Below are 23591 nucleotides of genomic sequence, written 5' to 3'. Positions count from 1 at the left end.
CATGGACTCACTGAACTCCCTGATAGACGGGTTCGGTACCGCCCTGACCCCGATGAACCTGCTCTGGGCCGCCATCGGCGTGCTCCTCGGCACCGCCATCGGCGTCCTGCCCGGCATCGGCCCGGCGATGGCGGTCGCGCTGCTGCTCCCGGTGACGTACGGACTCGAACCGACCGGCGCCTTCATCATGTTCGCCGGCATCTACTACGGAGCCATGTTCGGCGGCTCCACCACCTCGATCCTGCTCAACACCCCGGGTGAGAGCGCGGCCGTCGTCGCCGCCATGGAGGGCAACCCCATGGCCAAGGCGGGCCGCGGCGCACAGGCGCTCGCGGCCGCCGCCATCGGCCACTTCACCGGCGGCATGATCGGCACGCTGCTGCTCGTCGCCCTCGCCCCGACCGTCGCCGCCCTCGCCGTCGACATCGGCGCACCCGACTACTTCGCCATCATGGTCCTCGCGTTCATCGCCGTGACCTCCGTCCTCGGCTCCTCCCGCATCCGCGGGCTCGCCTCGCTCCTCATCGGCCTCACCCTCGGCCTGGTCGGCCTCGACCAGATGACCGGCCAGCAGCGGCTCACCTTCGGCTCCCTCCAGCTGGCCGACGGCATCGACGTCGTCATCGTCGCGGTCGGCCTCTTCGCCATCGGCGAGGCCCTCTGGGTCGCCGCCCATCTGCGCCGCACGGCGGGCGAGGCCATACCGGTCGGACGTCCGTGGCTCGGCAAGGACGACGTCCGGCGCACCTGGAAGTCCTGGCTGCGCGGTCCCCTCATCGGCTTCCCCTTCGGCGCGATCCCGGCCGGCGGCGCGGAGATCCCCACCTTCCTCTCGTACGTCACCGAGAAGCGGCTCTCGAAGCACAAGGACCAGTTCGGCAAGGGCGCCATCGAGGGCGTGGCGGGACCCGAGTCCGCCGCCTCCGCCTCGGCGGCCGGCACGCTCGTCTCCATGCTGACCCTGGGCCTGCCGACGACGGCCGTCGCCGCCGTGATGCTCGCCGCCTTCCAGCAGTACGGCATCCAGCCCGGGCCGCTGCTCTTCGAGCGGGAACCCGACCTGGTCTGGGGCCTGATCGCCTCCCTCTTCGTCGGCATGGTCCTGCTCCTCGCGCTCAACCTGCCGCTCGCGCCTGTCTGGGCCAAGCTCCTGCGCATCCCGCGTCCGTACCTCTACGCCGGCATCCTCTTCTTCGCCGCCGTCGGCGCGTACGCGGTGGGCGGCGAGGCGCTCGACCTGGTCATCCTGCTGATCATCGGCCTGATCGGATTCGGCATGCGGCGTTACGGACTCCCGGTCCTGCCGGCCGTGATCGGTGTCATCCTCGGCCCGGCCGCCGAGCAGCAGCTGCGCCGCGCCCTGCAGATCAGCGACGGCTCGCTGACCGGCCTGGTCGACACCCCGTTCTCCGTCACCGTGTATGCCGTGATCGTGCTCCTGCTGGCCTGGCCCCTGCTGAGGAAGGTGATCATCCGCCGCCGTAACGTGTCGGCATGATCAAGGAGACACCACGCCCGGCCGTCGCCACCGACGTGCCCGCAGTGAAGGCCGTGACCGACGCGGCCTTCCACCACTACATCGAACGCATCGGTCTCGTACCGGCTCCGATGGAGTACGACCACGCGGCCAACGTGGCGGCGGGGAGGGTCTTCGTCGTCGGCGAACCGGTGGTCGGCCTGGTGGTGGTGATCCCCGAGGCCGACCATCTCTACCTGGACGAGATCGCCGTCCACCCCGATGCCCAGGGCACCGGGGTGGGCCGGCTGCTCCTCGACTGGGTGGAGACGCGGGCGCGCGCCCTCGGCCTGCCCGAGGTGCGGCTGCTCACCAACGCGCTGATGTGGGAGAACCAGAAGCTGTACGAGCGGTACGGCTACGAGCTCGTCGAGCGGCGCCTGGACGGACCGTACGACCGTATTCATTACCGGAAGGTGCTCAACGCGCCCCCGATAGGGTGAGTTTCGGACAGTCGGCGGCTTGATCCGATATCCCTGGCGGGCGACACCACCCCCCACACCCCCGAAGGGACATCCCTGATGCGACTCCGTCTCGCTCTCGCCGCCGGCTCCCTCCTGGCCGCCGCCACCGCTACCGCGACCGCCGCGCCCGTCGCCCACGCGGGCGTCGGCGACAAGGTCTCCGTCGACAGCTACGGAACCGTCGCCGCCGACGGCACGGTCACCGTCTCCGGCACCTACCGCTGTATGGACGACAGCGCCGGCCCCGTCTTCGTCAGCAGCACGCTCGTCCAGCAGGAGCACTCCGCCGGGATCGGCGGCACCCGGGCCGTCTGCGACGCCCGGGAGCGCACCTGGTCCAACTCGGGCGTCGTGAAGGAGCCCGTCTACCGCGCGGGCGCCGCCCGGGTGAAGGCCACCCTGATGCAGCTCACGACCAGCGGCCCGACGGGCCTGCCGCTGCCCGCCTTCCTCGTCGCGGAGGAGTCGGACGTCACCCTTCGCTGAGCAGGGTGAGCAGGCCCTCCCTGCCATAGGCCGCGAGCTCGTCGAGGGCCGCGACCGCGCAGGCCGCCGCCTCCGGATCGGAGGCGGCCAGGCCGCTCGCCTCGAACTCGTCCTCGTCGAGCCGCAGCACCTCGCTGCCGTCCGCCGACACCCACAGATCCAGATCCAGGTCCTCGACCACGACCTCAGCGCCGCCGATCACGGCCGGCCGGGTGACATCGCAGTACCAGCCCTTGAGGGTCCCGTCGGTGGAACGGACCTCCTTCACCGCGTACCAGCGGTCGCGCCAGTAGTGCTCCACGAAGACGTCGCCGGGCTCGAACCGTACGAAACCGAAGTCCCGCACCCCCTCGGCCGCCCACGGAGCGCGGACCGAGAGCCGGGTGCCGTCGTCGGCGACGACCTCGGCCGCGTAGCGGATCTTCGTGCGCCCCGCCTTCACGAGCACGACCTCAACCGAGCGTGCGGACATGACGCACCTCCGTCGCGCAGATCTCGTAGCCGAACCACTTGTTGATCGCCAGCATCGGCTCGTTGCCGGCGTCGTTCCCGGTGAACGCCTCCGTGCAGCCGGCCGCGCGGGCCCGGTGCAGGGAGTGGTTCTTCGCGAGCTTGGCCAGCCCGCGCCCGCGGAAGGCCGGGTCGGTGCCGGTCATTCCGGTGCTGTAGCGGCCCCGCCCGTCGGTCTGGGCGGCGCTGAAGGCGACGGGGCGTCCGTCGACGACCGCGACGGCGGTCAGCTCCCGGTCGAACAGCGGGTGGTTCCAGGTGGTCTCCAGCCAGTGCTCGTAGTCCGTCAGCTCGGTACCGACGTCGCCGGGCTCGTCGGCCGTGGTCAGCGCGTCCAGCACGAACAGCGGCCGGGGGTCGGCGGCGAACTCGGCGGCCGTGCGCAGCTCGACACCGGCCGGCGGCTCCTGGAGCGGCGGCAGGCCGGCGGAGGCGAGGTCGAGGCGGAGGAAGTGCGCGGAACGGCGGGCGGTGTACCCGTGGCGCTCGGCGAACGCACGGAACTCCGGCTCGTCGAGCACCCAGCTGTAGAGCGTGGTCGCCCCGCACCGCGCGAGGTGCTCCTCGGAGGCCCGCACCAGCAGCGTGCCGACGCCGAGGCCCCGCTTCTCCGGATGGACGTAGACGTTGACCGAGCCGACACCGGGCTCGGGCGCGTCGTGCGCGATACGGAGCTGGGATGTGCCGACGATCTCCCCGTCGATCTCGGCGACCAGCGGACGCGCGTGCGCGTCGGGATGGGAGTGGGCCCAGTCGAAGGTCGCCTGGGCGGCGCTCGCCAGCATGAACGGGAGAGCGGCGCGCCGGACACGGGCGTACTCCGCGGCGTCCTCCGGCAGTGCATCACGGACGATCACAGTCATGGTGCCGCACGCTACGTGCCGGTGTGGCGCGGCCGCCTCCCCTTTTTCCCGGGGGCGGGGGCAGAATCGGGCCGTGACATTGCGAATCACCGTGGACACGGACTCGTCGACCGCCCCGTACGAACAACTGCGCGCCCAGATCTCGGAGCGCGCCCGCTCCGGCGTCCTGCCGGTCGGCTACAAGCTGCCGACGGTACGCGGCCTGGCGGAGGAACTGGGCCTCGCGGCGAACACGGTCGCCAAGGCGTACAAGTCGCTGGAGGCGGACGGCGTGATCGAGACGCGGGGCCGCCACGGCACGTTCGTCGCGGCGGCGGGCGACGCGGCGACCCGCCTGGCGGCGAGCGCGGCGGCGACGTACGCGAACGAGGCGAGACGGCTGGGCCTGAGCCGCGAGGCGGCGGGAGCGGCGGTGACGGACGCCCTGCGGGCCGCGTACGGAGGGTGAGGGCCCGCCGGGCCGCCCCAGGGACGGAGCCCTCGCCCTGAAGGCGGGCGCCTGGCCCCCGGCCCGCGGCCCCCGGCCCGCGGCCCGCGGCCCCGGGCCGGGCCGCGGGGCCCGGTCCGGGAGGCGCGACCGCGAGTGCTGGGCCGGGCCATTGGCTTCCCACCCGGGGGCATGGCCGCGGGTGCCGGGCTGTCGGCCCCGCCCAGAAGGCGCGACCGCGGGGCCGGGCTTGTCGGCCCGTCAGGTCGGCGTGGCCCCGGTGCGCCTACAGGTACAGCCCCGCGTCCGGGGTCCTGGGCTCCGGGAGGCCGGGCGGCGGCGTGCCGCGGCGGAGGGCGTACAGCTCCGCCAGCGTCGCGCCGTCACGGCCCACCCCCTCCTCCGTGCCCAGCCACCCCACCGCCTCGTTCCGCGTCAGCCCGCCCACTTCGATCCGCGCCAGGCACCGGCCCGGGCGGACCACCGCCGGATGCAGCCGCTCCAGGTCCTCGTTGGTCGTGACGCCGACGAGGACGTTGCGGCCCTGGCCGAGCAGGCCGTCCGTCAGGTTCAGGAGCCGGGACAGCGCCTGGCCCGCCGTGTGCTTCGCCTCCCCACGGATCAGCTCGTCGCAGTCCTCCAGGAGGAGCAGCCGCCACCGCCCCTTCGCCGTGCCCTCGTCCTCGCCGATCGCGATGTCCATCAGATACCCGACGTCGTTGAAGAGCCGCTCCGGGTCCAGGACGCAGTCCACCTGGCACCAGTCACGCCACGACCGGGCGAGCGTGCGCAGCGCGGACGTCTTGCCCGTCCCCGGCGGGCCGTGGAGCAGCAGCAGCCGCCCCGCGATGTCGTCCGGAGTGACCTTCATCAGCCGGTCCATCGCGTCGGCGACCGGCGCCGTGTAGTTCGACCGGATCTCCTCCCACGTCCCCGCGCTGATCTGACGGGTCGTACGGTGCGGGCCGCGCCGCGGCGACACGTACCAGAAGCCCATCGTCACGTTCTCGGGCTGCGGCTCGGGCTCGTCCTTCGCCCCGTCCGTCGCCTCCTTGAGGATCTGCTCCGCCAGCTCCGCCCCGGTCGCCGTGACGGTGACGTCCGCGCCCCGGTTCCAGCGGGAGATCAACAAAGTCCAGCCCTCGCCCTCGGCGAGCACGGCGCTGCGGTCGTCGTCCTTGGCGGCGCGCAGCACCGTCGCGCCGGCCGGGAGGAGCGTCGCCGTGGGCTTCACCCGGTCCAGGGTGGTGCTGTGGGAGTGCGGCTGCTCGCCGGTCGCGAAGCGGCCGAGGAACAGCGCGTCGACGACGTCGGCGGGCGAGTCGCTGTCGTCGACGGTGAGCCGGATCGGCAGCGCCGACTGTGGTTCCGATGGCCCGGATGGCGTGGCAGACATGGCGACCATGATCCGGCAATCGGGCATTCCGTGCACGGTGTTTTGAACGGGACGATCCGCAGGCCGCATCCGGCGAAGTCCCTGCCGATCACATGATCCGTCAGGTGGCCTGATATCGCAGGTGGTTGACGGGCTGTCGGCGAGTTCTCGCCATCTTTTCTTGGCATGGACACTTCCAGCATGGCCGATGCGCTGCTACTACCTGGTAACGCAGAGGTTCTGCTCCAGGGAGGTTCCATGAAACTGTCCCGATTCGCAGCGTTCTCATCCTCACTCCTGCTCGGCGCCGTCCTCGCCCTCACCGGGGCGGGAGCCGCCCAGGCCGCCGAAACCGCCGCGCTCGACTACGTGGCGCTCGGCGACTCGTACTCCTCCGGTGTCGGTGCCGGGAGTTACGACAGCGCCAGCGGCAACTGCAAGCGCTCCACCAAGGCCTTCCCCGTCCTCTGGAAGAACGCCAACGCACCCTCGTCCTTCGCCTTCACGGCATGCTCGGGCGCTCGTACGGGTGATGTCACGAGCGGTCAGCTCGGACCCCTCTCCACCGCCACCGACCTGGTCTCCCTCACGGTCGGCGGCAACGACGCCGGCTTCGCCGACGTCATGACCACCTGCGTCCTCCAGTCGGAGGCCACCTGCATCAACCGCGTGAATCAGGCCAAGGCCTATGTCGACACCACGCTGCCCGGACAGCTCGACGCGGTGTACTCGGCCATCAGGAACAAGGCTCCGAACGCCCGTGTCGTCGTCCTCGGATACCCCCGCTTCTACCAGCTCAGCGGCAGCTGCGTCGCCGGACTGAGCGAGAACGAGCGTCGCGCCATCAACGGCGGCGCCGACCACCTCAACGCGGCCACCGCCAAGCGCGCGGCCGACCACGGCTACACCTTCGCGAGCGTCGTCCCCGCCTTCACCGGACACGAGATCTGCTCGGGGGCGTCCTGGCTGCACAGCGTCAACTGGCTCAACATCGGCGAGTCGTACCACCCCACCGCCGCCGGACAGTCCGGCGGCTACCTGCCCAGCTTCAGGGCCGTGGCGTAGTCGACCCGCTCGGGGAGGTGACCCCGTCCGACGGGGTCGCCTGCTCGCAGGTCACCGAGAACCCCACCCAGTTCGAGCGCGCCTCGACCGGGGCGCGTACCTCCAGCCGGATCCGGTCGCGACGCGTGTCGTCCGCCCGGTACGTCAGTTCGGTGTGCTCCACCCTCTTCTCCAGCGGGCCGTCCGCCGCGAACTCCAGCGTCCGCCAGTCCGCCGCCGAGCTCTCACCGCTCTCCGTCACCCAGCGGTACTCCACCGAGACGGGCGTACGCCCCACGGTGACCGCCGCGGCGAACGCGGGAGCCGAGGACTCCGGTGGCGGACAGGCCCCGCGGTAACCGCCGCGCAGAGCCCGCACATGCACCAGGACCCGTTGGGCCGGCGGCGGCGTGGTCCGCGTCGTCGACGGGCTGCTCGTGGTGGTCGTGGTGGCCGGGCTCGTCGACGGAGTGCCCGTCGCCGGTGGGCTCGTCGCCGGGGCGCTGCTCGTCGGTCCTCCGCCCGTGCCCGTACCGACGCCCTGGTTCCGCAGCAGCGCGTACGTCAGTCCGGCCAGCGCCAGCAGCAGCAGAACGATCCCGACGGCGAGCGCGGTCCCGGCGCGGCCCGGGCGGTCCGGGGAGCCCCGGTCCCGATCCCGGTCCTCGGGGCCCGGAGGGAGCGGCGGGGACGGCAGGGGCAGGGGCGGAGTCGGCCCGCCGGTCCCGTCCCGATCGCCCCGTCCGTACGGCTCCGGGCCCACGGGCACCGACCGCACCGGTCCCGAGCGAGGAGCCCCGCCCGCACCCACCAGGCGCAACTCGCGCTCCGCCTCATCCGCCCGGAGCCGATCCTGCGGCTCCTTGCGCAGCAGCCCTTCGAGTACGGGGGTCAGCGGGCCCGCTCGGCGGGGCGGCGGAAGCTCCTCGTCCACCACGGCGCGCAGGGTGCTCAGCGGAGTGTCCTGCCGGAAGGGCGAGTTGCCCTCCACCGCCGCGTACAGGAGCACGCCCAGTGACCACAGGTCCGAGGCCGGCCCCGGCGTGCGGCCCAGCGCCCGTTCGGGTGCGAGGAATTCCGGCGAGCCGATCAGCTCGCCGGTCATCGTGAGGTTGGACGTGCCCTCGACCGCCGCGATGCCGAAGTCGGTCAGGACGACCCGCCCGTCGTTGGCGAGCAGCACGTTGCCCGGCTTCACGTCCCGGTGCAGCACCCCCGCCTCGTGCGCGGCGCGCAGCGCGGCCAGCACCTCGGCCCCGACGAGCGCGGCGCGCCGCGGGGGCATCGGGCCCTCCGCCTCCAGGACCTCGGAGAGGGTGAGGCCGCGGATCAGCTCCATCACGATCCAGGGCCGGCCGTCCTCGGTGGCCACGTCGTACACCGTCACCACGTTGCGGTGCGAGATCCGGGCGGCCGCCCATGCCTCACGCTCCAGGCGGGCGTAGAGCCGGCGCTCGTCCGCGCCGGCGATCCCGGCCGGGGCGCGGACCTCCTTCACGGCGACCTCGCGGGCCAGGACCTCGTCCCTGGCCCGCCACACCGTGCCCATGCCGCCCTGCCCCAGGACGTCGAGGAGTCGGTACCGCCCCGCGATCACGGTCATGGCGTGTCCTGTTCGTCGTCCATCGGTGGAGCATGTCTGCCCCCGCTCCGGGTACTTCGAACACCGGGTCCCCCCGTCGGGGGTGATCTTGGTGGTGGAGATCACACTCCGTCAGATGACCGCGGGTGGCGGACTTGCGTGCAGGATGGTTCGTGACGGTTCGGCAGGTGTTCGAGTGCTGTCCAACTCACCCTGGAATCAGATGGATTCGGACAGTAACCGTCAACCCCCGTACGAGTGCGGTGAATCCTGCCGCCGGGATACACGAGTGTCACAGCGGGGCGATAGGGTTAACGTGCCCGGGTCGGGTGCCCTCGTCAGGGTGGGGAGTGACATGGAACAGATAGCAATGCGCAGCAGGCCGCGAGTGCCTGCCATCACGTGCGGGAGCACCGCGACCAGTTCGCGGCTCGACCGCCATCTCGCGGTGCTCGGCGGGCCTGTCGTGCCGCAGCGCGAGGCGGCCGAGGCGACGCTTCTGATGCGGGAGCTGACGTCGCGGGACGTCGCGCACAGCCGCCGCAGCAAGAGTGCGCGTGTCTCGCTCTTCGCCCCTCTGCGCCGTCTGCGCCGCTCCCTCTTCGGCAGTCACGGCTAGGTTGCCCCTTTCGGGGGTTCCCCCGGACGAAGTCCGGGGGAGGGCGGGCATGAACCCGTCACGCCACGACACCGTCCGCCCGTAGCGCTTCCAGCTCCGCCGATGTGACCCCCAGCTCCCCGAGCACCGCATCCGTGTCCTCTCCCAGCGAGGGAACGCGCCCCATGGCCGCCTCCGGCCCGTCCGGGAACGTCACGGGAGGCAGCAACGCCCGCAGCGCCCCCACCGGCGACCCCACCTCCCGCCACCGGTCCCGCGCCGCCAGCTGCGGGTGCTCCGCCAGGTCCGCGACCGTGTTCAGCCGCGCACACGCGACCCCTGCCGCGTCCAGCCGCGCCAGCGCCTCCGCCGCCGTCAGCGGAGCCAGCGCCTCGGCCACCACCGCGTCCGTCCTCGCCCGGCCGGCCACCCGCGCCGTGTTCGTGGCGAAGACCGGGTCGTCCGCCAGCTCCGGCCGGCCCAGGACCTGTTCGGCGAGCCGCCGCCACTCGCGGTCGTTCTGGACCGACAGCAGTACCAGGCTCCCGTCGGCCGTCGGATAGGCGTCGTACGGGGCGATGACGGCGTGCGCCAGACCCGTGCGCGCCGGTGCCGTGCCCCCGTGCATCCCGTGGTGCAGCGGATGCCCCATCCACTCGGCCAGCGAGTCGAGCAGGGACACCTCCACCGGCCCGCCCCGCCCGGTCGTCCCGCGCCGCACGAGCGCGGCGAGGACGCCCGCGTACGCGTACATCCCCGCCGCGATGTCGGCCGCCGGAATCCCCGACTTGACCGGCCGTTCCTCGGTCCCGGTCACCGAGACGAGCCCTGCCTCGCACTGCACGAGCATGTCGTAGGCGCGCTTGTGGGCGTACGGACCGCCGGGCCCGTACCCCGAGACGTCCACCGCGACCAGCCGTGGATGCGCGGCGCAGAGCGTGGCCGCGTCCAGGCCGAGCCGGGCCGCCGCGCCCTGCGCCAGGTTCTGTACGAAGACGTCGGCACCGGCCACCAGCCGGCGGACCAGGCCGAGCCCCCGCCCGTCCTTGAGGTCGACCGCCACCGACTCCTTGCCGCGGTTGCACCACACGAAGTGCGAGGCCAGACCCCGGGCCGCCGTGTCGTAGCCCCGGGCGAAGTCCCCGCCGTCCGGCCGTTCGATCTTGACGACGCGGGCGCCCAGGTCCGCGAGCTGACGGGTGGCGAAGGGGGCGGCGACGGCCTGCTCGACCGCCACGACCGTGATCCCCTCCAGGGGGAGTGGCTGAGTGCTCATGACTGCCCTGCCTACCCGCCCGGCACCCCCCTTGTCACTGCGGCCCTTCTCACCCGCGCGCGTACCGCCGCACCGCGAGCGGCGCGAAGACCGCGATCAGCCCGAACGACCACAGCAGCGCCCCCGCCTCCGGATGCGCCACCGGCCACGCCGCGTCCGCCGGTACGGCCACGTCGCCGAAGAGCTCGCGTACCGCCGTCGTGACCGCCGAGATCGGGTTCCACTCGGCGACCGTCCGCAGCCAGGGCGCCATGTTCTCGGTCGGGATGTACGCGTTGGAGAGCAGCGGCAGCATGAACGTGGCGCTGCCCAGCTGGCCGGCCGCCTCCTCGCTCCGCGAGGCGAGACCGAGCAGGATGCCCACCCAGGTCATGGCGAAGCGGAAGAGCAGCAGCAGGCCGAAGGCGCCCAGCGCCTCCAGAGCCGTGCCCTCGATCCGCCAGCCCATGGCGAGCCCGACCAGGATCATCGGGACCATGCCGACCGCGCTCGTCACCAGATCGGCGAGCGCCTGCCCCAGCGGAACGGCGGCCCGGCTCATCGGCATGGTCCGGAAGCGGTCCATCACGCCCCGGTGCGAGTCCTGGGCGGCCTGGAACATCCCCGTCATCAGCCCGCCCGCGGCCGTCGCCACCAGCAGACCGGGCACCAGATACGCCCGGTACTCGGCGCTCGGCATCGCGAGCGCGCTGCCGAAGACGTACCCGAAGAAGAGCAGGAAGACGATCGGCATCGTCTGCGTCATGACGAGGATCGCCGGGGCGCGCCGGATCTTCCGCAGATGACGGCCGAGGACCGCGGTTCCGTCGTGGGCGAGTGCGCTCATGCGGCGAGCTCCTTCCGGTCGGTGAGGCGCAGGAAGACCTCGTCGAGGGTGGGCGGACGCAGGGACGCGTCGACGATGTGGACCCCGGCCGCGTCGATCGCGCGGACGATCCGGGGAAGCGTGAGCGTGGTGTCCGTGGTCACCGCGCCGACCGTGCGCCGCTCGGCGTCCAGAGCCGGGGCGGAACCGGTCAGCTGGTCCAGTACGGCCGCCGCGGCGTCCAGCAGCGCCGCGTCGCCGACCACCACCTCCGCCCAGCTGCCGATCATCGCCTTGAGCTCCGACGGGGTGCCACGGTGCGCGGCCCGGCCCTCGTCGATCAGCACGATGTCGTCGGCGAGCTGGTCGGCCTCCTCCAGATACTGCGTGGTCAGCAGCACGGTCGTGCCCTGGGACGCCAACCCGCGTACGGCGTCCCAGATCCCGTTCCGGCTGTGCGGGTCGAGCCCCGTCGTCGGCTCGTCGAGGAAGAGGACCCGCGGCGGTACGAGCAGGCTCGCCGCGAGATCGAGCCGACGCCGCATGCCGCCCGAGTAGGTCCGGGCGGGCCGCCCGGCCGCCTCTGCGAGCCCGAACCGCTCCAGAAGCTCGTCGGCGCGGGAGCGCGGGGCGCGCAGCAGCTTCGCGAACAGCCGGAGGTTCTCGGCGCCGGTGAGATCCCCGTCGACCGAGGCGTACTGCCCGGTGACCGCGATCCGCTTGCGCACCCCCGCCGGGTCGCGCACCACGTCGTGGCCCGCGACCCGGGCGCTGCCGGCGTCCGGCGCGGCCAGCGTGGTGAGGACCCGGACGGCGGTCGTCTTGCCCGCGCCGTTGGGGCCGAGGATGCCGCAGACCGTGCCCTCAGGGACGGCCAGATCCAGCCCGCGCAGGGCGTGGACCTCACCGTACCGCTTCTGCAGACCCTCACTAAGTACAGCGTACGTAGTCGTCATGGCTCGACCATACTCCACTACGTACGCTGTACGTAACTAGGATGAGGGCGAGGTGATGATCCATGGCAGGCCGAGCGGCCGAACCGGAAGTGATCTGGGCGCGCCCCGAGCGCACGGGCCGCGGCCCGAAACCGGCGTACAGCAGGGCCGACATCGTGGCCGCCGCGGTGCGCCTGGCCGACGCCGACGGGATCGACGCGCTCTCGATGCGCCGGATCGCGGCCGAGATCGGCTGCGGCACGATGTCGCTCTACAACTACGTCCCCCGCAAGGAGGACCTGTACGAGCTGATGGTCGACGCCGTCAGCGGTGAGTACGACCTCCCCGATCCTCCGAGCGGGGACTGGCGCGCGGACATGTTCCAGGTCGCCCGCGAGGCCCGGGGGATCCTGCGCCGCCACCCCTGGGTGATCAGACTGATGACGACCGGGTACGCCTTCGGGCCCAACGCCCTGCGCTTCCTCGAAGGGTGTCTGGCCTGCCTGGAGGGGCTCGACCTACCCGGCGGCACCAAGATGGAGCTGATCGCGACGGTCAACGGCACCGTGATGACGATCGTCGCCAACGAACTCGCCATGGCCGAGCGCGCCCGCGGACTGCCCTGGTCCGAGGAGCAGGAACAGGCCGTCCGCGCGGCCTACCTGAGGGGGCAGCTGGCGCACGGCGCCTACCCCCGGCTCGCCGGGGTCTTGGGGGAGGCCGGTGTGGGGCGCCTCGATCCCGAAGAGATCTTCGAGCGGACACTGGGTCGGGTGCTCGACTCCTTCGCGCCCGGCTAGAGCAGCGCGAACTGCCCCTCCGGGCCCTCCTCTTGATGGTCCAGTACGGAGGCGGGGCGGCGGGCCGCGTCCGGTGGCGGCAGCACCCCCGCCTCCCGCAGCGCGGCCCGGGGCAGGAGCGGGCCGCCCGCCATGAGTGCCGCGCGCTCCCGGTCCCGTTCGGCGAGCAGCGCGAGAACCGTGATCAGCTCCAGGAGTTCCGAGGTCCACTCCTGCGGCCAGGCCGCCGGTCCGATCGCGTCGAGGCTGCCCGGCGCGGCGGGCGCGGTCCGGTGCGCGAACCACTGCTCGAGCATCCGTACGCCCCCGACGTGGAAGTCCCACGCCTCGACGGGCACGGGAGAGATCCTCCCCATGGACTCACCCGGGGCGCCCTCATCCTCGGAGAGGCTCAGGGTCTCCTCCGCGGGCTCGTACGAGAGCGTCGTCGGGCGGGCCGGGAGCGGCGCGCGCACATAGGGGCGCCGGCCGCCGGGCAGGCGGGGCCGCTCGCCGCCGTGGGCGCCCCGCAGCTGGATCTCCATGAGCCGCCGGCCGAGCTCCACGCCCGTGACCCAGACGTCCGCGTCCGCCGTGAGCGGGATGCGACAGCCGGCGGGGGAGGGCCGGGCGGCCGCCACGGCCCAGGCCAGGACCTCGGGTGCGGTGACCTGACGTCCGTACCGCTCGCTCAGTACCGGCAGCAGTCCGGGTGTCACGTTCGGCTCCTCGCCCCCGGGGCGGCGGAACAGCGGACGGATCCGTCCCGGGCGGCCCGCGGGGGAGCGGCCGGCGGGCAGCGCGGCGGTCACCAGGAGCGGGGGACCGGCCGCCCCCGGCACGTGTCCCTGCTCCACGACGAAGAGCTGCCGCTCGTCGGCGACGCGCCACAGCTCGGGCCGGGCGGTGTCGATGAGCCGGTGGTCGGGGAGCAGCCACTGCACGTCGAACGGGCCGTGGGCGAGCCGTACCGGCTCCGGGCACGGCCCGGACTCACGGGCGAACCGGACCGTCCCGGTCCGCTGTCCGGGCAGCGCGGCCACGGAACTCGACGGTGTGCGCGCCCGGCTGGGCCGGAACAGCTCCTCGCGCTCGGCCCCTTCCGCCGCGACCAGCCGGCTCCAGCGGGCGCGCAGCGTACGGACGTCGGGCGCGACGATCCAGGACCGGCCGAGCCGCAGGGGCGCGACGGACCACGGCATCAGCTCGTCCAGGAGGGGCGCGTCGTCCAGCGGTACGTCGTCGGTCACGCCCCGGATGCTAGCGAGCGGGCTCCGTGCGGCTCCACCGTTCAGCGACCCTCCACCGATCCGTACGCCTCCACCGATCCGTGCGCCTCCACCGGTTACTGCGCCTCCACCGTCACGGTGAAGGAGAACCGGTCGCCCCGGTAGCGGATCCGGGCCACGTCCACCACCCGGCCGTCCTCGTCGTAGGTCACGCCGGTGTAGTGGAGGATCGGCGAGAGCAGCGGCACCTCCAGGAGCGCCGCCGTCTCCGGATCGGCGAGGCGGGCCTCGACGGTGTCCGTGATCCGGCTGATGCGGACCCCCATCACATCCCGCAGCACCTTCGTCATCGGCCAGCGCTCCAGATCGGCCGGGTCGAGGCCGGCCGCGATCTCCGGCCGTACCGCGTTCTGCGCCCAGTTGGTCGGCTCGCCGCTCTCCCCGTCGCGCCGCAGCCGCCGGTACGCGACCACCTCCGTCACATCCGGGAAGTACTCGGCCAGCTCGCCCGGCACCGGCTCGGTGCCGTGGCCGAGGACGGTGGTCCGCTCGCCGGACTGCTGGGCCACGATCGCGTCGATCGAGCCGAGCAGCCGGCGCGGGGTGGAGCGCCGGGCGCCCGGCTCGATGAACGTGCCGCGCCGCCGGTGTCTGCTGATCAGGCCCTCCTCCTCCAGCTCCTTGAGGGCCTGGCGCATGGTCAGCACGCTCACGCCGTAGTGCGCGGCGAGCTGCTCCTCGGTGGGCAGTCGCAGCGAGGCGTCGGGCGTGCGGCCCAGTATGGAGGCGCGCAGCGACTGCGAGACCTGATACCAGAGCGGCAGCTTGCGGTTCAGGACCAGCGAGTCGGGGGCGAAGGCGGTCACGGCGTTCTCCGTACGACGACGACGAGGCTCGACGGCTACGAGTCCCGGGCGGCCACGAGGCCCGGGACTCGACGGCTTCGAGACCCTACGGCCGGAAGTGGCGCTCCAGACCCTGCCATACGTCGTCGTAACCCTTCTGCAGATGGTCGGCGCCGGCGGCCTGACCGGTGGCGGTGACCGGCCAGCGGGTCTCGAACATGAAGGCCAGACCGTCGTCGATCTTCTGCGGCTTCAGCTCGGCGGCGCTGGCCCGGTCGAAGGTCTCCCGGTCCGGGCCGTGCGCGGACATCATGTTGTGCAGCGAGCCGCCGCCGGGCACGAAGCCTTCGGCCTTCGCGTCGTACGCGCCCTCGATCAGGCCCATGTACTCGCTCATCACGTTGCGGTGGAAGTACGGCGGGCGGAAGGTGTCCTCGCCGACCAGCCAGCGCGGCGCGAAGACCACGAAGTCGACGCCCGCGAGGCCCGGGGTGTCGGACGGCGAGGTGAGGACCGTGAAGATCGACGGGTCCGGGTGGTCGTAGGAGATCGTCCCGATGACGTTGAAGCGGTGCAGGTCGTAGACGTACGGGGTGTGGTTGCCGTGCCAGGCGACGACATCGAGCGGGGAGTGGCCGTACGTGGCCGACCAGAGGTTTCCGCAGTACTTGTTGACGACCTCGACCGGACCCTCGACGTCCTCGTAGGCGGCGACGGGGGCGCGGAAGTCACGGGCGTTGGCCAGACCGTTGGCGCCGATCGGGCCGAGGTCGGGGAGCTGGAACGGGGCCCCGTAGTTCTCGCAGACGTATCCGCGGGCGCTCTCGTCCAGGAGCTCGACGCGGAAGCGGACGCCGCGCGGGATCAGGGCGACCTCGCCGGGGCGGGCGGCGAGCAGGCCCAGCTCGGTACGGAGCAGGAGTCCGCCGCGCTCGGGAACGATCAGCAGCTCGCCGTCGGCGTCGCTGAAGACCCGGTCCATGGACGCGTTCGCGTGGTACAGGTGCACGGCCATGCCGGTGCGCTGGGTGGTGTCGCCGTTGCCGCCGAGCGTCCACAGGCCGGCGAGCCAGTCCGTACCCGGGGCCGGGTCCGGCAGCGGGTTCCAGCGCAGCCGGTTGGGGTCGGGGACGGTCTCCGTGAAGGGCGCGGACCGCACGGCGCCGTTGTCGATCCGGGTGAACGGCGGGTGGGCGGCCGAGGGCCGGATCCGGTAGAGCCACGAGCGGCGGTTGTGCGCGCGCGGCTCGGTGAAGGCGCTGCCGCTGAGCTGCTCGGCATAGAGGCCCAGGGGAGCGCGCTGCGGCGAGTTGCGGCCGTGCGGCAGGGCGCCGGGCACGGCCTCCGAGCTGTGCTCGTTGCCGAAGCCGGTGGTGTACGTCAGCGCCTCGGCGGTCTTTCTCGCCTGCGCCGTCGTGTGGTCCGACGGCTGGCCCGTCGCCTGTTCCGTGGTCATCGCCCGCTCCTGTCCTGAGCCCGCAAGGGAATCCTATGGATGACCGTAGGATTCCGCGACCGCTCACGTCAACGGGGTCTCGATTCGACGTGTTCTGTGCCGAGGGGGTTCCAAAAGGTGAACATTGCTCTACTCTCACGCGCATGTCGCGGACCCGCAGGCTCCTTGTCGCGCTCTCGGTCGTTCTCACGGCGCTCGCCGCCGCCCTTGTCACCGCCCCAGGGGCCCGGGCCCACGAGGAACGGCCCGTCACCTTTCCCGACGGTTCCGGCAGCGTGCCGACGCTGCGCACCGGGGAACCCGATCTGCTGGTCTGCAAGACCGACCGGGCCGAGTTCACCCGCCGGATCTCCGGCTTCCCGGCCGAGGTGAAGGCCCGGAACCTGGCCCTCTTCGAGCGGTGCGCGCGCGGCGGCCACCGGCATCTCCAACAGGCCGTCGACGCCGTCGACAGACCCGGCATGACCATCGCCGTGCTGCCCGGACTGTACGAGGAGGAGCCCTCGCGGCCCGCGCCGACCGGAGCCTGCGCCGCGCTCAAGGCGCCCGAGTCCGCGCTCGGCTACCAGGTCCTGTCGTACGAACAGCAGAAGCAGTGCCCGCACAACCAGAACCTGGTCGCGATCCTCGGCAAGAAGAACCTCCAGATCGAGGGCACCGGCGCCTCACGCCTCGACGTCGTCTTCGACGCCGGATACACCAAGCTCAACGCGATACGGGCCGACGAGTCCGACGGCATCTACTTCCGCAACTTCACCGCCCAGCGCACCACCTTCAACTCGCTGTACGTGCTCGCCGGTGACGGCTTCGTCATCGACGACGTGCTGACCCGGTGGAACGACGAGTACGGCTTCCTCACCTTCGCCTCCGACCACGGCCTCTACAAGAACTGCGAGTCGTACGGCAACGGGGACTCCGGCATCTACCCCGGCTCGGCCTCCGACATCAACAACGGCCGCGGCTACGAGGTCCCCCGCTACTCCATCGAGATCACCGGCTGCCGCAGCCACCACAACATGGTCGGCTACTCCGGCACGGCGGGGGACTCCGTCCACGTCCACGACAACGAGTTCGACCACAACATGGGCGGAGCGTCGATGGACTCCGCCTTCCCCGGCCACCCCGGGCTGCCCCAGAACCACGCCCGCTTCGAGCGGAACCTCATCCACGACAACAACCAGAACTACTACCGGTACGTCGCCGACGGCACCTGCGCCAAGCCGCCCGTCGAGCGCGGCTACGAACAGGGCGTCGTCTGCCCGCAGATCTCCATGCCGCCCGGCACCGGCATCATCACGGCGGGCGGCAACTGGAACCTGTACGAGAACAACTGGGTGTACGGCCACCAGCGCGCCGCGTTCTTCCTGAGCGCCGTCCCCGCCTTCATCCGCGGCGAGTCGGCCTGGGGCAAGCAGACCGACACCTCCCACCACAACCGCTACGCCGGCAACCACCTGGGCGTCGACCGGTCCGGCGTGTCCCGTCCCAACCGTACGGACGTGTGGTGGGACGGCCAGGGGGGCGGCAACTGCTGGCAGGCCGACGCCGGGGCGTCCAGCCCGGGTGCCCTGCCCGCGTGCGGGGCGCGGTGGGGCGAGGTCTCCGGGAACACCGACCGGCTCGTCGGCGAACCGGCCAAGCTTGCGCACCTGCTGGTCTGCGCCGACTACAGCGTCCAGGCGCGGCGGCTGCCGGCCGGCTGCGACTGGTACGGGGCGCGGGGGATCCAGCGCGTCGAGACCCAGCTCGCCCTGGCGTTCGCGTTCATCCTCGCCCCGGTCGGCGGGGTCCTGTGGTGGCGCAGGCTCCGCGGCGTCCGGCTCGCGGGCGCGGCGACCCTCGTGGGTCTCGGGGGCCTGGCGCTGGACGTGGCGGGCTCGACCCTGGGCCTGTCCTCGGGCCCCGTGCCCGCCCTGGCGCTGCTCCTGGTCGGCGCCTGGTGGACGGCGCTCGGAGTGTCCCTTCGACCGGCCCGCCCCGCCTTCGCCTGGATGACCCTCGCCCTCGGCGCCCTCACCCTCCTCGACGCCTTCGACAAGGCGGTCCTGATGATCCCCTGGATCCCCCTCAGCCCGGCCTGGCTGCGCGGGCTGCTCGCGGTGGTGTGGATCCTGTGGGCGGTGGCGGCCGCGGGCCGCCGGGCGCCTGGCGAGCCGACCCCCTCGGCACCGACCACCGCGCCGAGCGCCGGAGCGACACCGTGAGCCGGCGGCCCGCCGCTTGGGCGACCGGGCCTGCCGCCCGCGGCGGGCGGGGTCCGGGGGGCGTTCGCCGTCCGTGGGGGGTCGTTGTCCTCGCCGTCGTGCTGCTCGCCGCCGGGTGCGGCGGGCGGCCCACGACGCACCACAAGCCGGGCACCAGCCACCAGGAGGTCACCGGCGGCAGCGGCACGCTGCTCGCGGCGCGGGACGAGAGCGGGCACCGGCTGCGGGAGGTGCCCGCCGAGGGCGCCCCCGCCGTGCGGATCGCGTCGCGGCCCGACACCGCGGGCGGCTGGAACATCCATTTGACCGTGGAGCGGTTCCGCTTCACCCCCGAGAGCGTCGGCGGTGCCGCGATCCCCGGCCGGGGCTACGCCCGGGTCCTCGTCGACGGCAAGGAGGCCGGCCGGGCCTACGGCCCCTGGCACCACATCCCGCCCGGCGCCCGCGCCGTGACCGTCCGCCTCCACGCCGACGACCACACCGTCTGGGCCGTGGCGGGCAAGCCGGTCGAGGCCGCCCTCCTTCTCGGCTCGACGCACGCCCCCGCCCCGACGCCGACCACCGGCCGGACCGTCGAGATCACCGTCACCGGAACCTCCGTACAACCACCTCCCTCCCGCGTCGAGCTGAAGAAGGGCGAGCACCTCACCCTCCACGTCACCGGCGACCGCGCCGACACCCTCCACGTCCACGGCTACGACCGCGAACTGCCCCTCGCCCCGGGCCGGCCCGCCACTCTCACCCTGACCGTCGACCGCACCGGACTCTTCGAGGTCGAGACCCATGGGTCCGGGCTCCTGCTGACCCAACTCGTCGTCCGGTGACCGCCCCCGCGTCCCTCCTCGCCCACGGCGTCGGCTCCCGGCACGACCTCCCCCTCTCGCCCTTCTACGCCTACGCCGGCGCGTTCGCCGCGCTCTTCGTCTCCTTTCTCGCCCTTGGCCTGCTCTGGTCCTCCTCCCGCTTCCGCGGCGACCGAGCGGGCCGCCCCCTGCCCGCCGCCCTCCAGCGCCTCGCCGACGCCCGGGCCACCCGCGCCGCTCTCCGCCTCGCCGGCAGCGCCGCCGCCCTCGCCGTCCTGCTCCACCTCCTCCTCGGCCCCGACGACCCCGACCGCAACCCCGCCGCCGGCGCCGTCTACGTCCTGCTCTGGGTCGGGCTCGTCCCCGCCTCCCTGCTCCTCGGTCTCGTCTGGCGCCTCCTCAACCCCCTGCGCGCCCTCCACGCCCTGCTTCCCGCACCCCGCAGACCCCGCCCCCTCCCGGCCCGCCTCGGCATCCGCCCCGCCGCCGCGGGACTCCTCCTCTTCGCCTGGCTGGAACTCGCCGCCCCCGACCCCGCGTCCTCCACCACCCTTCTCACCTTCCTCGCCGTCCTCACGGCGACCGGCCTCCTCGGCGCCGCCCGCCACGGCCCCGACTGGTTCGCCCACGCCGACCCCTTCGAGGTCTACTCCACCCTCCTCGCCCGGCTCTCCCCGCTCGGTCGCCGCGCCGATGGCCGGCTCGTGCTGCGCTCGCCCTTCGACGGCCTCGACTCCACCCCTCAGACCCCCGGACTCGTCGCCACCGTCTGCGTCCTCCTCGGCTCCACCGCCTACGACGGCGTCTCCGACAACCCGCGCTGGATCACCACCCTCCAGACCTCCCCGCTCGGCCCGACCGCCACCGCCACCCTCGGCCTGCTCACCGCCGTCGCCCTCGTCGCCGCCCTCTACGCCCTGTGCGCAGGCACCCTGCGCCTGATGTCCCGCACGCTCAGCCACCCCCTCACCGCCTTCGCCCACTCCCTTCTGCCGATCGCCGTCGGCTACCTCGTCGCCCACTACTTCACACTGTTCGTGACCGAAGGGCCACGTACCGTCATGATGGCAGTGGGCACTGACAACGCCCCCGCGCCCGCCCCGCCTCTGGCCCCCGGCGGCCTCGCCACCCTCCAGGTCGCCGCGATCGTCACCGGCCACGTCCTCGGCGTCGTCGCCGCCCACGACCGCTCCGTGCGCCTCTTCCCGCCCGCCCGCGCCGTGGCCGGCCAGCTCCCGCTGTTCGCGCTGATGATCGCGTACACCCTCGGCGGTATCGGCCTGCTCATCACCTGACCGCGCACCGCCGGAACCCCCGCACCGCCCGACCCCGCGCATCGCCGGTCCCTCGCGGCGACGGAGCGGCATCATGGACCCCGTGCCCCCGCCATCCCTCCGCCGCACCCCCGTCCAGCAGCGCAGCGCCGAACGCCTCGCCCGGATCCTCGACGCCTGCGCCGAACTCCTCGACGAGACCGGCTATGAGCAGCTGAGCACCCGCGCCGTCGCCCTCCGCGCGGGCGTCCCCATCGGCTCCGTCTACCGCTTCTTCGGCAACAAGCGCGCCCTGGCCGCCGCCCTCGCCCAGCGCAACCTCGACCGCTACGCCGAGCGGATCTCCGCCCGGCTCGCCGCCGCCGGACGCGTCGACGCGTACGGCGCGATCGACGCCGTCCTGGACGAGTACATCGCCATGAAGCGCACCGTCCCCGGCTTCGCGCTCGTCGACTTCGGCGTCCCCGCCGCCCCCAGCGACGAAGGGTCCGGCGAGGACGCCAACCACCTCGTCGCCGATCGCCTCTGCGGGCTCCTCGCCACCCATCTCGGCCGCACCGCCGACGACGTCCTGCACCGCAAGGTGCTGGTCGGCGTGGAGGCCGCCGACGCGCTGCTCCAGCTCGCCTTCCGTACGGACCCGTCCGGGGACCCGGGGCTCGTGGCCGAGACCCGCGAGCTCCTCTACGCCTATCTGGCGCCCTCGATGACATGACCCTCCCCACCGTGCGTACCGGTCGGTATGCTCGCTGGTGCCCGCGCGTCGCCGTCGCCTGCCGCCCCAGGGAGCCCCCATGCCCACCGCTCTGCGCATCTGCCCGCTCTGCGAAGCCACCTGCGGGCTGACCCTCACCCTCGACGGCAGCCGGGTCACCGCCGCCCGCGGAGACCGCGACGACGTCTTCAGCCGGGGCTTCATCTGCCCCAAGGGCGCCTCCTTCGGCGAGGTCGACGCCGACCCCGACCGGCTCACCCGGCCCCTCGTCCGCAAGGACGGCATCCTTCAGGAGGCCACCTGGACCGAGGCGTTCGACACCATCGCCGCCCGGATCCGGCCCCTCGTCGACGAGCACGGTCCGAACGCGGTGGGCATCGTCCTCGGCAACCCGAACGTCCACACCATGGCCGGCGCCCTCTACCCGCCCCTCCTGATCGGCGCCCTGCGCACGCGGAACCTCTTCACCGCCTCCACCCTCGACCAGATGCCCAAGCACGTCTCCAGCGGACTGCTCTTCGGCGACCCCTTCGCCATCCCCGTGCCGGACCTGGACCGCACCGCCCATCTGCTGATGCTCGGCGCCAACCCCCTGGAGTCCAACGGAAGTCTGTGCACCGCCCCCGACTTCCCCGGCAAGCTCAAGGCGCTGCGCAAGCGCGGCGGCACCCTCACCGTGGTCGACCCGCGTCGCACCCGCACGGCCCGGCTCGCCGACCGCCACGTCGCCATCCGCCCCGGCGCCGACGCCCTCTTCCTCGCCGCGCTCGTCCACACCCTCTTCGCGGAGGACCTCACCGACCTCGGCGCGCTCGCCGAGCACGTCGAGGGAGTCGAGGAGGTACGGGAAGCGGTACGGGACTTCACGCCCGAGGCCGTCGCCGCGGCCTGCGACGTGGACCCCGCCACCGTCCGCGCCGTCGCCCGCGAACTCGCCGCCGCCCCCTCGGCCGCCGTCTACGGCCGCATGGGCAGCTCCACCGTCGCGTACGGCACCCTCGCCAACTGGCTCGTCGACGTCCTCAACGTCCTCACCGGCAATCTCGACCGCCCCGGCGGCGCGCTCTTCCCGCTCTCCGCCACCGCCCCCGCGCCCCGCCCGGCCGGACCGGGCAAGGGCTTCGCGCTCGGCCGCTGGAGCAGCCGCGTCTCCGGCCACCCCGAGGCGAAGGGCGAGCTCCCGACGGCCGCTCTCGCCGAGGAGATCGAGACCGAGGGCGAGGGCCGCATCCGGGCCGTGATCACCATCGCCGCCAACCCCGTCCTGTCCGCACCCGACGGGAGGCGCCTCGACGCCGCCCTGGACGCCCTCGACTTCATGGTCGCCGTCGACCCGTACCTCAACGAGACCACCCGCCACGCCGACGTCGTGCTGCCCCCGCCGCCGCCGTCGCAGAGCGCCCACTTCGACTTCGCCTTCAACGGATTCGCCGTCCGCAATCAGGCCCGCTTCACGCCGGCCGCCGTCCCTCTGGAAGAGGGACGCATGGACGAGTGCGAGATCCACGCCCGGCTGATCCTCGCCGTCTCCGGGATGCACGGCGCCCCGCCCTCGGCCGTGGACGACCTCGCCGTCGACACCACCCTCGCCAAGGCCGTCGCCCAGGAGCACTCGCCCGTCCACGGCGCCGATCCGAAGGCCGTCGCCGCCACCCTCACAGGCGCCACCGGGCCCGAACGCCGCCTCGACATGATGCTCCGCCTCGGCCCGTACGACCTCACCCTCGACGACCTTCTCCGGGCGCCCCACGGCATCGACCTCGGCCCGCTGAAGCCCCGCGTCCCCACGCTCCTCAAGACCCGCAGCGGCCGCGTCGAACTGCTGCCCGCTCCCCTCGCCGCCGACCTGCCCCGGCTGCGCGCCGCCCTGGACGCGGCCCCGGACGGCCTCGTGCTCGTCGGCCGGCGGCATCTGCGCTCCAACAACAGCTGGCTGCACAACGCGCCGTCCCTCAACGGCGGCTCCAACCGGTGCACCCTCCAGATCCACCCGGACGACGCCGACCGCCTCGGCCTCGCCGACGGCAAGCCGGCCCGCGTCAGGGCGGAGGGCGGCGAGCTGGAGGTCGAGGTGGAGATCACCGACGCCGTACGGATCGGGGTGGTGAGCCTGCCGCACGGCTGGGGGCACGACCGTCCGGGCACCCGCCTCACCGTCGCCGCCGCCCGTCCCGGAGTCAACGTCAACCAGCTCCTCGACGGCTCCCGGCTCGACCCGCTCTCCGGCACCGCGGTGCTCAACGGCTTCCCCGTGGATGTATCGCCCCTCCTGTGACCTGGTGTTTTGCTCGTATTGCTCACGCGTCAACATCTTGTTAACGGCTGAAGAGGGCACCTAACGTCGTCGCGACCGCCGTTCTGGCGGGAGCCTCCCCGGTGGGAGTTCAAGGGTGAACGTGAGGTGT

At 72.9% G+C, this 23591-nt stretch carries 22 protein-coding genes; 12 read left to right on the top strand and 10 right to left on the bottom strand.

Going from position 1 to position 23591, the window contains the following annotated elements; all coding sequences use genetic code 11:
• Position 1 precedes the first annotated feature (1 nt).
• The 3 genes from ACFYV5_RS24315 to ACFYV5_RS24305 all read left to right on the top strand — a co-directional run bounded on the left by ACFYV5_RS24315 (position 2) and on the right by ACFYV5_RS24305 (position 2466).
• A complete protein-coding gene (locus ACFYV5_RS24315) occupies positions 2 to 1498 on the top strand; it encodes a tripartite tricarboxylate transporter permease (protein ID WP_355115627.1) in 1497 nt (498 codons plus the stop codon).
• Entirely contained in the window at positions 1495 to 1959 is a 465-nt protein-coding gene (locus ACFYV5_RS24310) for a GNAT family N-acetyltransferase (RefSeq protein WP_355115629.1), read from the top strand. The genes ACFYV5_RS24315 and ACFYV5_RS24310 overlap by 4 nt, the downstream gene beginning before the upstream one ends.
• A gap of 78 nt (positions 1960 to 2037) precedes the next feature.
• Positions 2038 to 2466, top strand: a complete 429-nt coding sequence (locus ACFYV5_RS24305) for a DUF6299 family protein (protein ID WP_355115631.1) — start codon at positions 2038 to 2040, stop codon at positions 2464 to 2466.
• On the opposite strand, the gene ACFYV5_RS24300 is transcribed toward ACFYV5_RS24305, so the two are convergent.
• Entirely contained in the window at positions 2453 to 2938 is a 486-nt protein-coding gene (locus ACFYV5_RS24300; protein WP_355115632.1) for a DUF402 domain-containing protein, read from the bottom strand. The two genes, ACFYV5_RS24305 and ACFYV5_RS24300, sit on opposite strands and share 14 nt — an antisense overlap.
• Positions 2919 to 3839 (bottom strand): GNAT family N-acetyltransferase, encoded by a 921-nt coding sequence (locus ACFYV5_RS24295; protein ID WP_389171760.1) that lies wholly within the window; start codon positions 3837 to 3839, stop codon positions 2919 to 2921. The genes ACFYV5_RS24300 and ACFYV5_RS24295 overlap by 20 nt, the downstream gene beginning before the upstream one ends.
• Positions 3840 to 3912: 73 nt before the next feature.
• Here ACFYV5_RS24295 and ACFYV5_RS24290 point away from each other — a divergent pair, with 73 nt between their 5' ends.
• Positions 3913 to 4287 (top strand): GntR family transcriptional regulator, encoded by a 375-nt coding sequence (locus tag ACFYV5_RS24290; protein ID WP_355115636.1) that lies wholly within the window; start codon positions 3913 to 3915, stop codon positions 4285 to 4287.
• Positions 4288 to 4552: 265 nt separating this feature from the next.
• Here the strand turns inward: ACFYV5_RS24290 and ACFYV5_RS24285 are convergent, their stop codons facing one another.
• The gene (locus ACFYV5_RS24285; RefSeq protein WP_355115638.1) at positions 4553 to 5671 is read right to left on the bottom strand and encodes a DUF5925 domain-containing protein; all 1119 of its coding nucleotides are present in this window, start codon (positions 5669 to 5671) and stop codon (positions 4553 to 4555) included.
• Positions 5672 to 5899: 228 nt separating this feature from the next.
• Between ACFYV5_RS24285 and ACFYV5_RS24280 the strand changes: the two genes are divergently transcribed.
• Positions 5900 to 6706 (top strand): SGNH/GDSL hydrolase family protein, encoded by an 807-nt coding sequence (locus ACFYV5_RS24280; RefSeq protein ID WP_389171755.1) that lies wholly within the window; start codon positions 5900 to 5902, stop codon positions 6704 to 6706.
• Here the strand turns inward: ACFYV5_RS24280 and ACFYV5_RS24275 are convergent.
• On the bottom strand, positions 6690 to 8288 hold the full coding sequence (locus ACFYV5_RS24275) for a serine/threonine-protein kinase (RefSeq protein WP_355115640.1): 1599 nt from the start codon (positions 8286 to 8288) through the stop codon (positions 6690 to 6692). The genes ACFYV5_RS24280 and ACFYV5_RS24275 overlap by 17 nt on opposite strands.
• A gap of 334 nt (positions 8289 to 8622) precedes the next feature.
• Here ACFYV5_RS24275 and ACFYV5_RS24270 point away from each other — a divergent pair, with 334 nt between their 5' ends.
• Entirely contained in the window at positions 8623 to 8886 is a 264-nt protein-coding gene (locus tag ACFYV5_RS24270; protein WP_355115642.1) for a hypothetical protein, read from the top strand.
• A gap of 58 nt (positions 8887 to 8944) precedes the next feature.
• On the opposite strand, the gene ACFYV5_RS24265 is transcribed toward ACFYV5_RS24270, so the two are convergent.
• Genes ACFYV5_RS24265 through ACFYV5_RS24255 form a run of 3 tightly spaced genes read right to left on the bottom strand, consistent with a single transcriptional unit; the run spans position 8945 to position 11902 of the window.
• Positions 8945 to 10141: a CaiB/BaiF CoA transferase family protein gene (locus ACFYV5_RS24265; RefSeq protein ID WP_389171750.1), complete on the bottom strand. Its 1197-nt coding sequence runs from the start codon at positions 10139 to 10141 to the stop codon at positions 8945 to 8947.
• A 49-nt stretch (positions 10142 to 10190) separates the two neighbouring features.
• Complete coding sequence (locus ACFYV5_RS24260) at positions 10191 to 10967, bottom strand: ABC transporter permease (RefSeq protein WP_389171747.1); 777 nt, start codon at positions 10965 to 10967, stop codon at positions 10191 to 10193.
• The gene (locus tag ACFYV5_RS24255; RefSeq protein ID WP_389171744.1) at positions 10964 to 11902 is read right to left on the bottom strand and encodes an ATP-binding cassette domain-containing protein; all 939 of its coding nucleotides are present in this window, start codon (positions 11900 to 11902) and stop codon (positions 10964 to 10966) included. Before ACFYV5_RS24255 ends, ACFYV5_RS24260 begins: the two co-directional genes overlap by 4 nt.
• Positions 11903 to 11964: 62 nt before the next feature.
• Here ACFYV5_RS24255 and ACFYV5_RS24250 point away from each other — a divergent pair, with 62 nt between their 5' ends.
• Complete coding sequence (locus tag ACFYV5_RS24250) at positions 11965 to 12681, top strand: TetR/AcrR family transcriptional regulator (RefSeq protein ID WP_389171741.1); 717 nt, start codon at positions 11965 to 11967, stop codon at positions 12679 to 12681.
• Here the strand turns inward: ACFYV5_RS24250 and ACFYV5_RS24245 are convergent.
• From ACFYV5_RS24245 to hmgA, 3 genes are all read right to left on the bottom strand, one after another.
• A complete protein-coding gene (locus ACFYV5_RS24245) occupies positions 12678 to 13919 on the bottom strand; it encodes a type ISP restriction/modification enzyme (protein ID WP_389171977.1) in 1242 nt (413 codons plus the stop codon). The genes ACFYV5_RS24250 and ACFYV5_RS24245 overlap by 4 nt on opposite strands.
• Before the next feature lie 86 nt (positions 13920 to 14005).
• On the bottom strand, positions 14006 to 14755 hold the full coding sequence (locus ACFYV5_RS24240) for a GntR family transcriptional regulator (protein WP_355116263.1): 750 nt from the start codon (positions 14753 to 14755) through the stop codon (positions 14006 to 14008).
• An 85-nt stretch (positions 14756 to 14840) separates the two neighbouring features.
• Entirely contained in the window at positions 14841 to 16190 is a 1350-nt protein-coding gene (hmgA, locus tag ACFYV5_RS24235) for a homogentisate 1,2-dioxygenase (RefSeq protein WP_389171736.1), read from the bottom strand.
• Positions 16191 to 16333: 143 nt separating this feature from the next.
• Here hmgA and ACFYV5_RS24230 point away from each other — a divergent pair, with 143 nt between their 5' ends.
• From ACFYV5_RS24230 to ACFYV5_RS24210, 5 genes are all read left to right on the top strand, one after another.
• Positions 16334 to 18394, top strand: a complete 2061-nt coding sequence (locus ACFYV5_RS24230) for a right-handed parallel beta-helix repeat-containing protein (RefSeq protein ID WP_389171733.1) — start codon at positions 16334 to 16336, stop codon at positions 18392 to 18394.
• Positions 18395 to 18492: 98 nt separating this feature from the next.
• On the top strand, positions 18493 to 19218 hold the full coding sequence (locus ACFYV5_RS24225; protein WP_389171730.1) for a hypothetical protein: 726 nt from the start codon (positions 18493 to 18495) through the stop codon (positions 19216 to 19218).
• Positions 19215 to 20492, top strand: a complete 1278-nt coding sequence (locus ACFYV5_RS24220) for a hypothetical protein (protein WP_389171727.1) — start codon at positions 19215 to 19217, stop codon at positions 20490 to 20492. The genes ACFYV5_RS24225 and ACFYV5_RS24220 overlap by 4 nt, the downstream gene beginning before the upstream one ends.
• 73 nt (positions 20493 to 20565) lie before the next feature.
• Complete coding sequence (locus ACFYV5_RS24215; RefSeq protein ID WP_355116255.1) at positions 20566 to 21186, top strand: TetR/AcrR family transcriptional regulator; 621 nt, start codon at positions 20566 to 20568, stop codon at positions 21184 to 21186.
• Positions 21187 to 21265: 79 nt separating this feature from the next.
• Positions 21266 to 23461, top strand: coding sequence for a molybdopterin-dependent oxidoreductase (locus ACFYV5_RS24210; protein ID WP_389171724.1), 2196 nt, complete (start codon positions 21266 to 21268; stop codon positions 23459 to 23461).
• Positions 23462 to 23591: the final 130 nt, after the last annotated feature.

It is taken from the genome of Streptomyces sp. NPDC003035 (assembly GCF_042888285.1).
In the GTDB taxonomy this organism is placed as follows: domain Bacteria; phylum Actinomycetota; class Actinomycetes; order Streptomycetales; family Streptomycetaceae; genus Streptomyces.
Note: the sequence above shows the minus strand (reverse complement) of the source record. Positions and strands in the feature narration are given on the sequence as shown.

Excerpts from the sequence above, each read along its gene's own strand:
- ACFYV5_RS24265 (WP_389171750.1), bottom strand. The coding sequence starts at position 10,141 with ATGAGCACTCAGCCACTCCCCCTGGAGGGGATCACGGTCGTGGCGGTC.
- ACFYV5_RS24310 (WP_355115629.1), top strand. The coding sequence starts at position 1,495 with ATGATCAAGGAGACACCACGCCCGGCCGTCGCCACCGACGTGCCCGCA.
- ACFYV5_RS24215 (WP_355116255.1), top strand. The coding sequence starts at position 20,566 with ATGGACCCCGTGCCCCCGCCATCCCTCCGCCGCACCCCCGTCCAGCAG.
- ACFYV5_RS24300 (WP_355115632.1), bottom strand. The coding sequence starts at position 2,938 with ATGTCCGCACGCTCGGTTGAGGTCGTGCTCGTGAAGGCGGGGCGCACG.
- ACFYV5_RS24315 (WP_355115627.1), top strand. The coding sequence starts at position 2 with ATGGACTCACTGAACTCCCTGATAGACGGGTTCGGTACCGCCCTGACC.
- ACFYV5_RS24275 (WP_355115640.1), bottom strand. The coding sequence starts at position 8,288 with ATGACCGTGATCGCGGGGCGGTACCGACTCCTCGACGTCCTGGGGCAG.
- ACFYV5_RS24255 (WP_389171744.1), bottom strand. The coding sequence starts at position 11,902 with ATGACGACTACGTACGCTGTACTTAGTGAGGGTCTGCAGAAGCGGTAC.
- ACFYV5_RS24305 (WP_355115631.1), top strand. The coding sequence starts at position 2,038 with ATGCGACTCCGTCTCGCTCTCGCCGCCGGCTCCCTCCTGGCCGCCGCC.
- ACFYV5_RS24285 (WP_355115638.1), bottom strand. The coding sequence starts at position 5,671 with ATGGTCGCCATGTCTGCCACGCCATCCGGGCCATCGGAACCACAGTCG.
- ACFYV5_RS24270 (WP_355115642.1), top strand. The coding sequence starts at position 8,623 with ATGGAACAGATAGCAATGCGCAGCAGGCCGCGAGTGCCTGCCATCACG.
- ACFYV5_RS24250 (WP_389171741.1), top strand. The coding sequence starts at position 11,965 with ATGGCAGGCCGAGCGGCCGAACCGGAAGTGATCTGGGCGCGCCCCGAG.
- ACFYV5_RS24210 (WP_389171724.1), top strand. The coding sequence starts at position 21,266 with ATGCCCACCGCTCTGCGCATCTGCCCGCTCTGCGAAGCCACCTGCGGG.
- ACFYV5_RS24230 (WP_389171733.1), top strand. The coding sequence starts at position 16,334 with ATGTCGCGGACCCGCAGGCTCCTTGTCGCGCTCTCGGTCGTTCTCACG.
- ACFYV5_RS24280 (WP_389171755.1), top strand. The coding sequence starts at position 5,900 with ATGAAACTGTCCCGATTCGCAGCGTTCTCATCCTCACTCCTGCTCGGC.
- ACFYV5_RS24260 (WP_389171747.1), bottom strand. The coding sequence starts at position 10,967 with ATGAGCGCACTCGCCCACGACGGAACCGCGGTCCTCGGCCGTCATCTG.
- ACFYV5_RS24295 (WP_389171760.1), bottom strand. The coding sequence starts at position 3,839 with ATGACTGTGATCGTCCGTGATGCACTGCCGGAGGACGCCGCGGAGTAC.
- hmgA (WP_389171736.1), bottom strand. The coding sequence starts at position 16,190 with ATGACCACGGAACAGGCGACGGGCCAGCCGTCGGACCACACGACGGCG.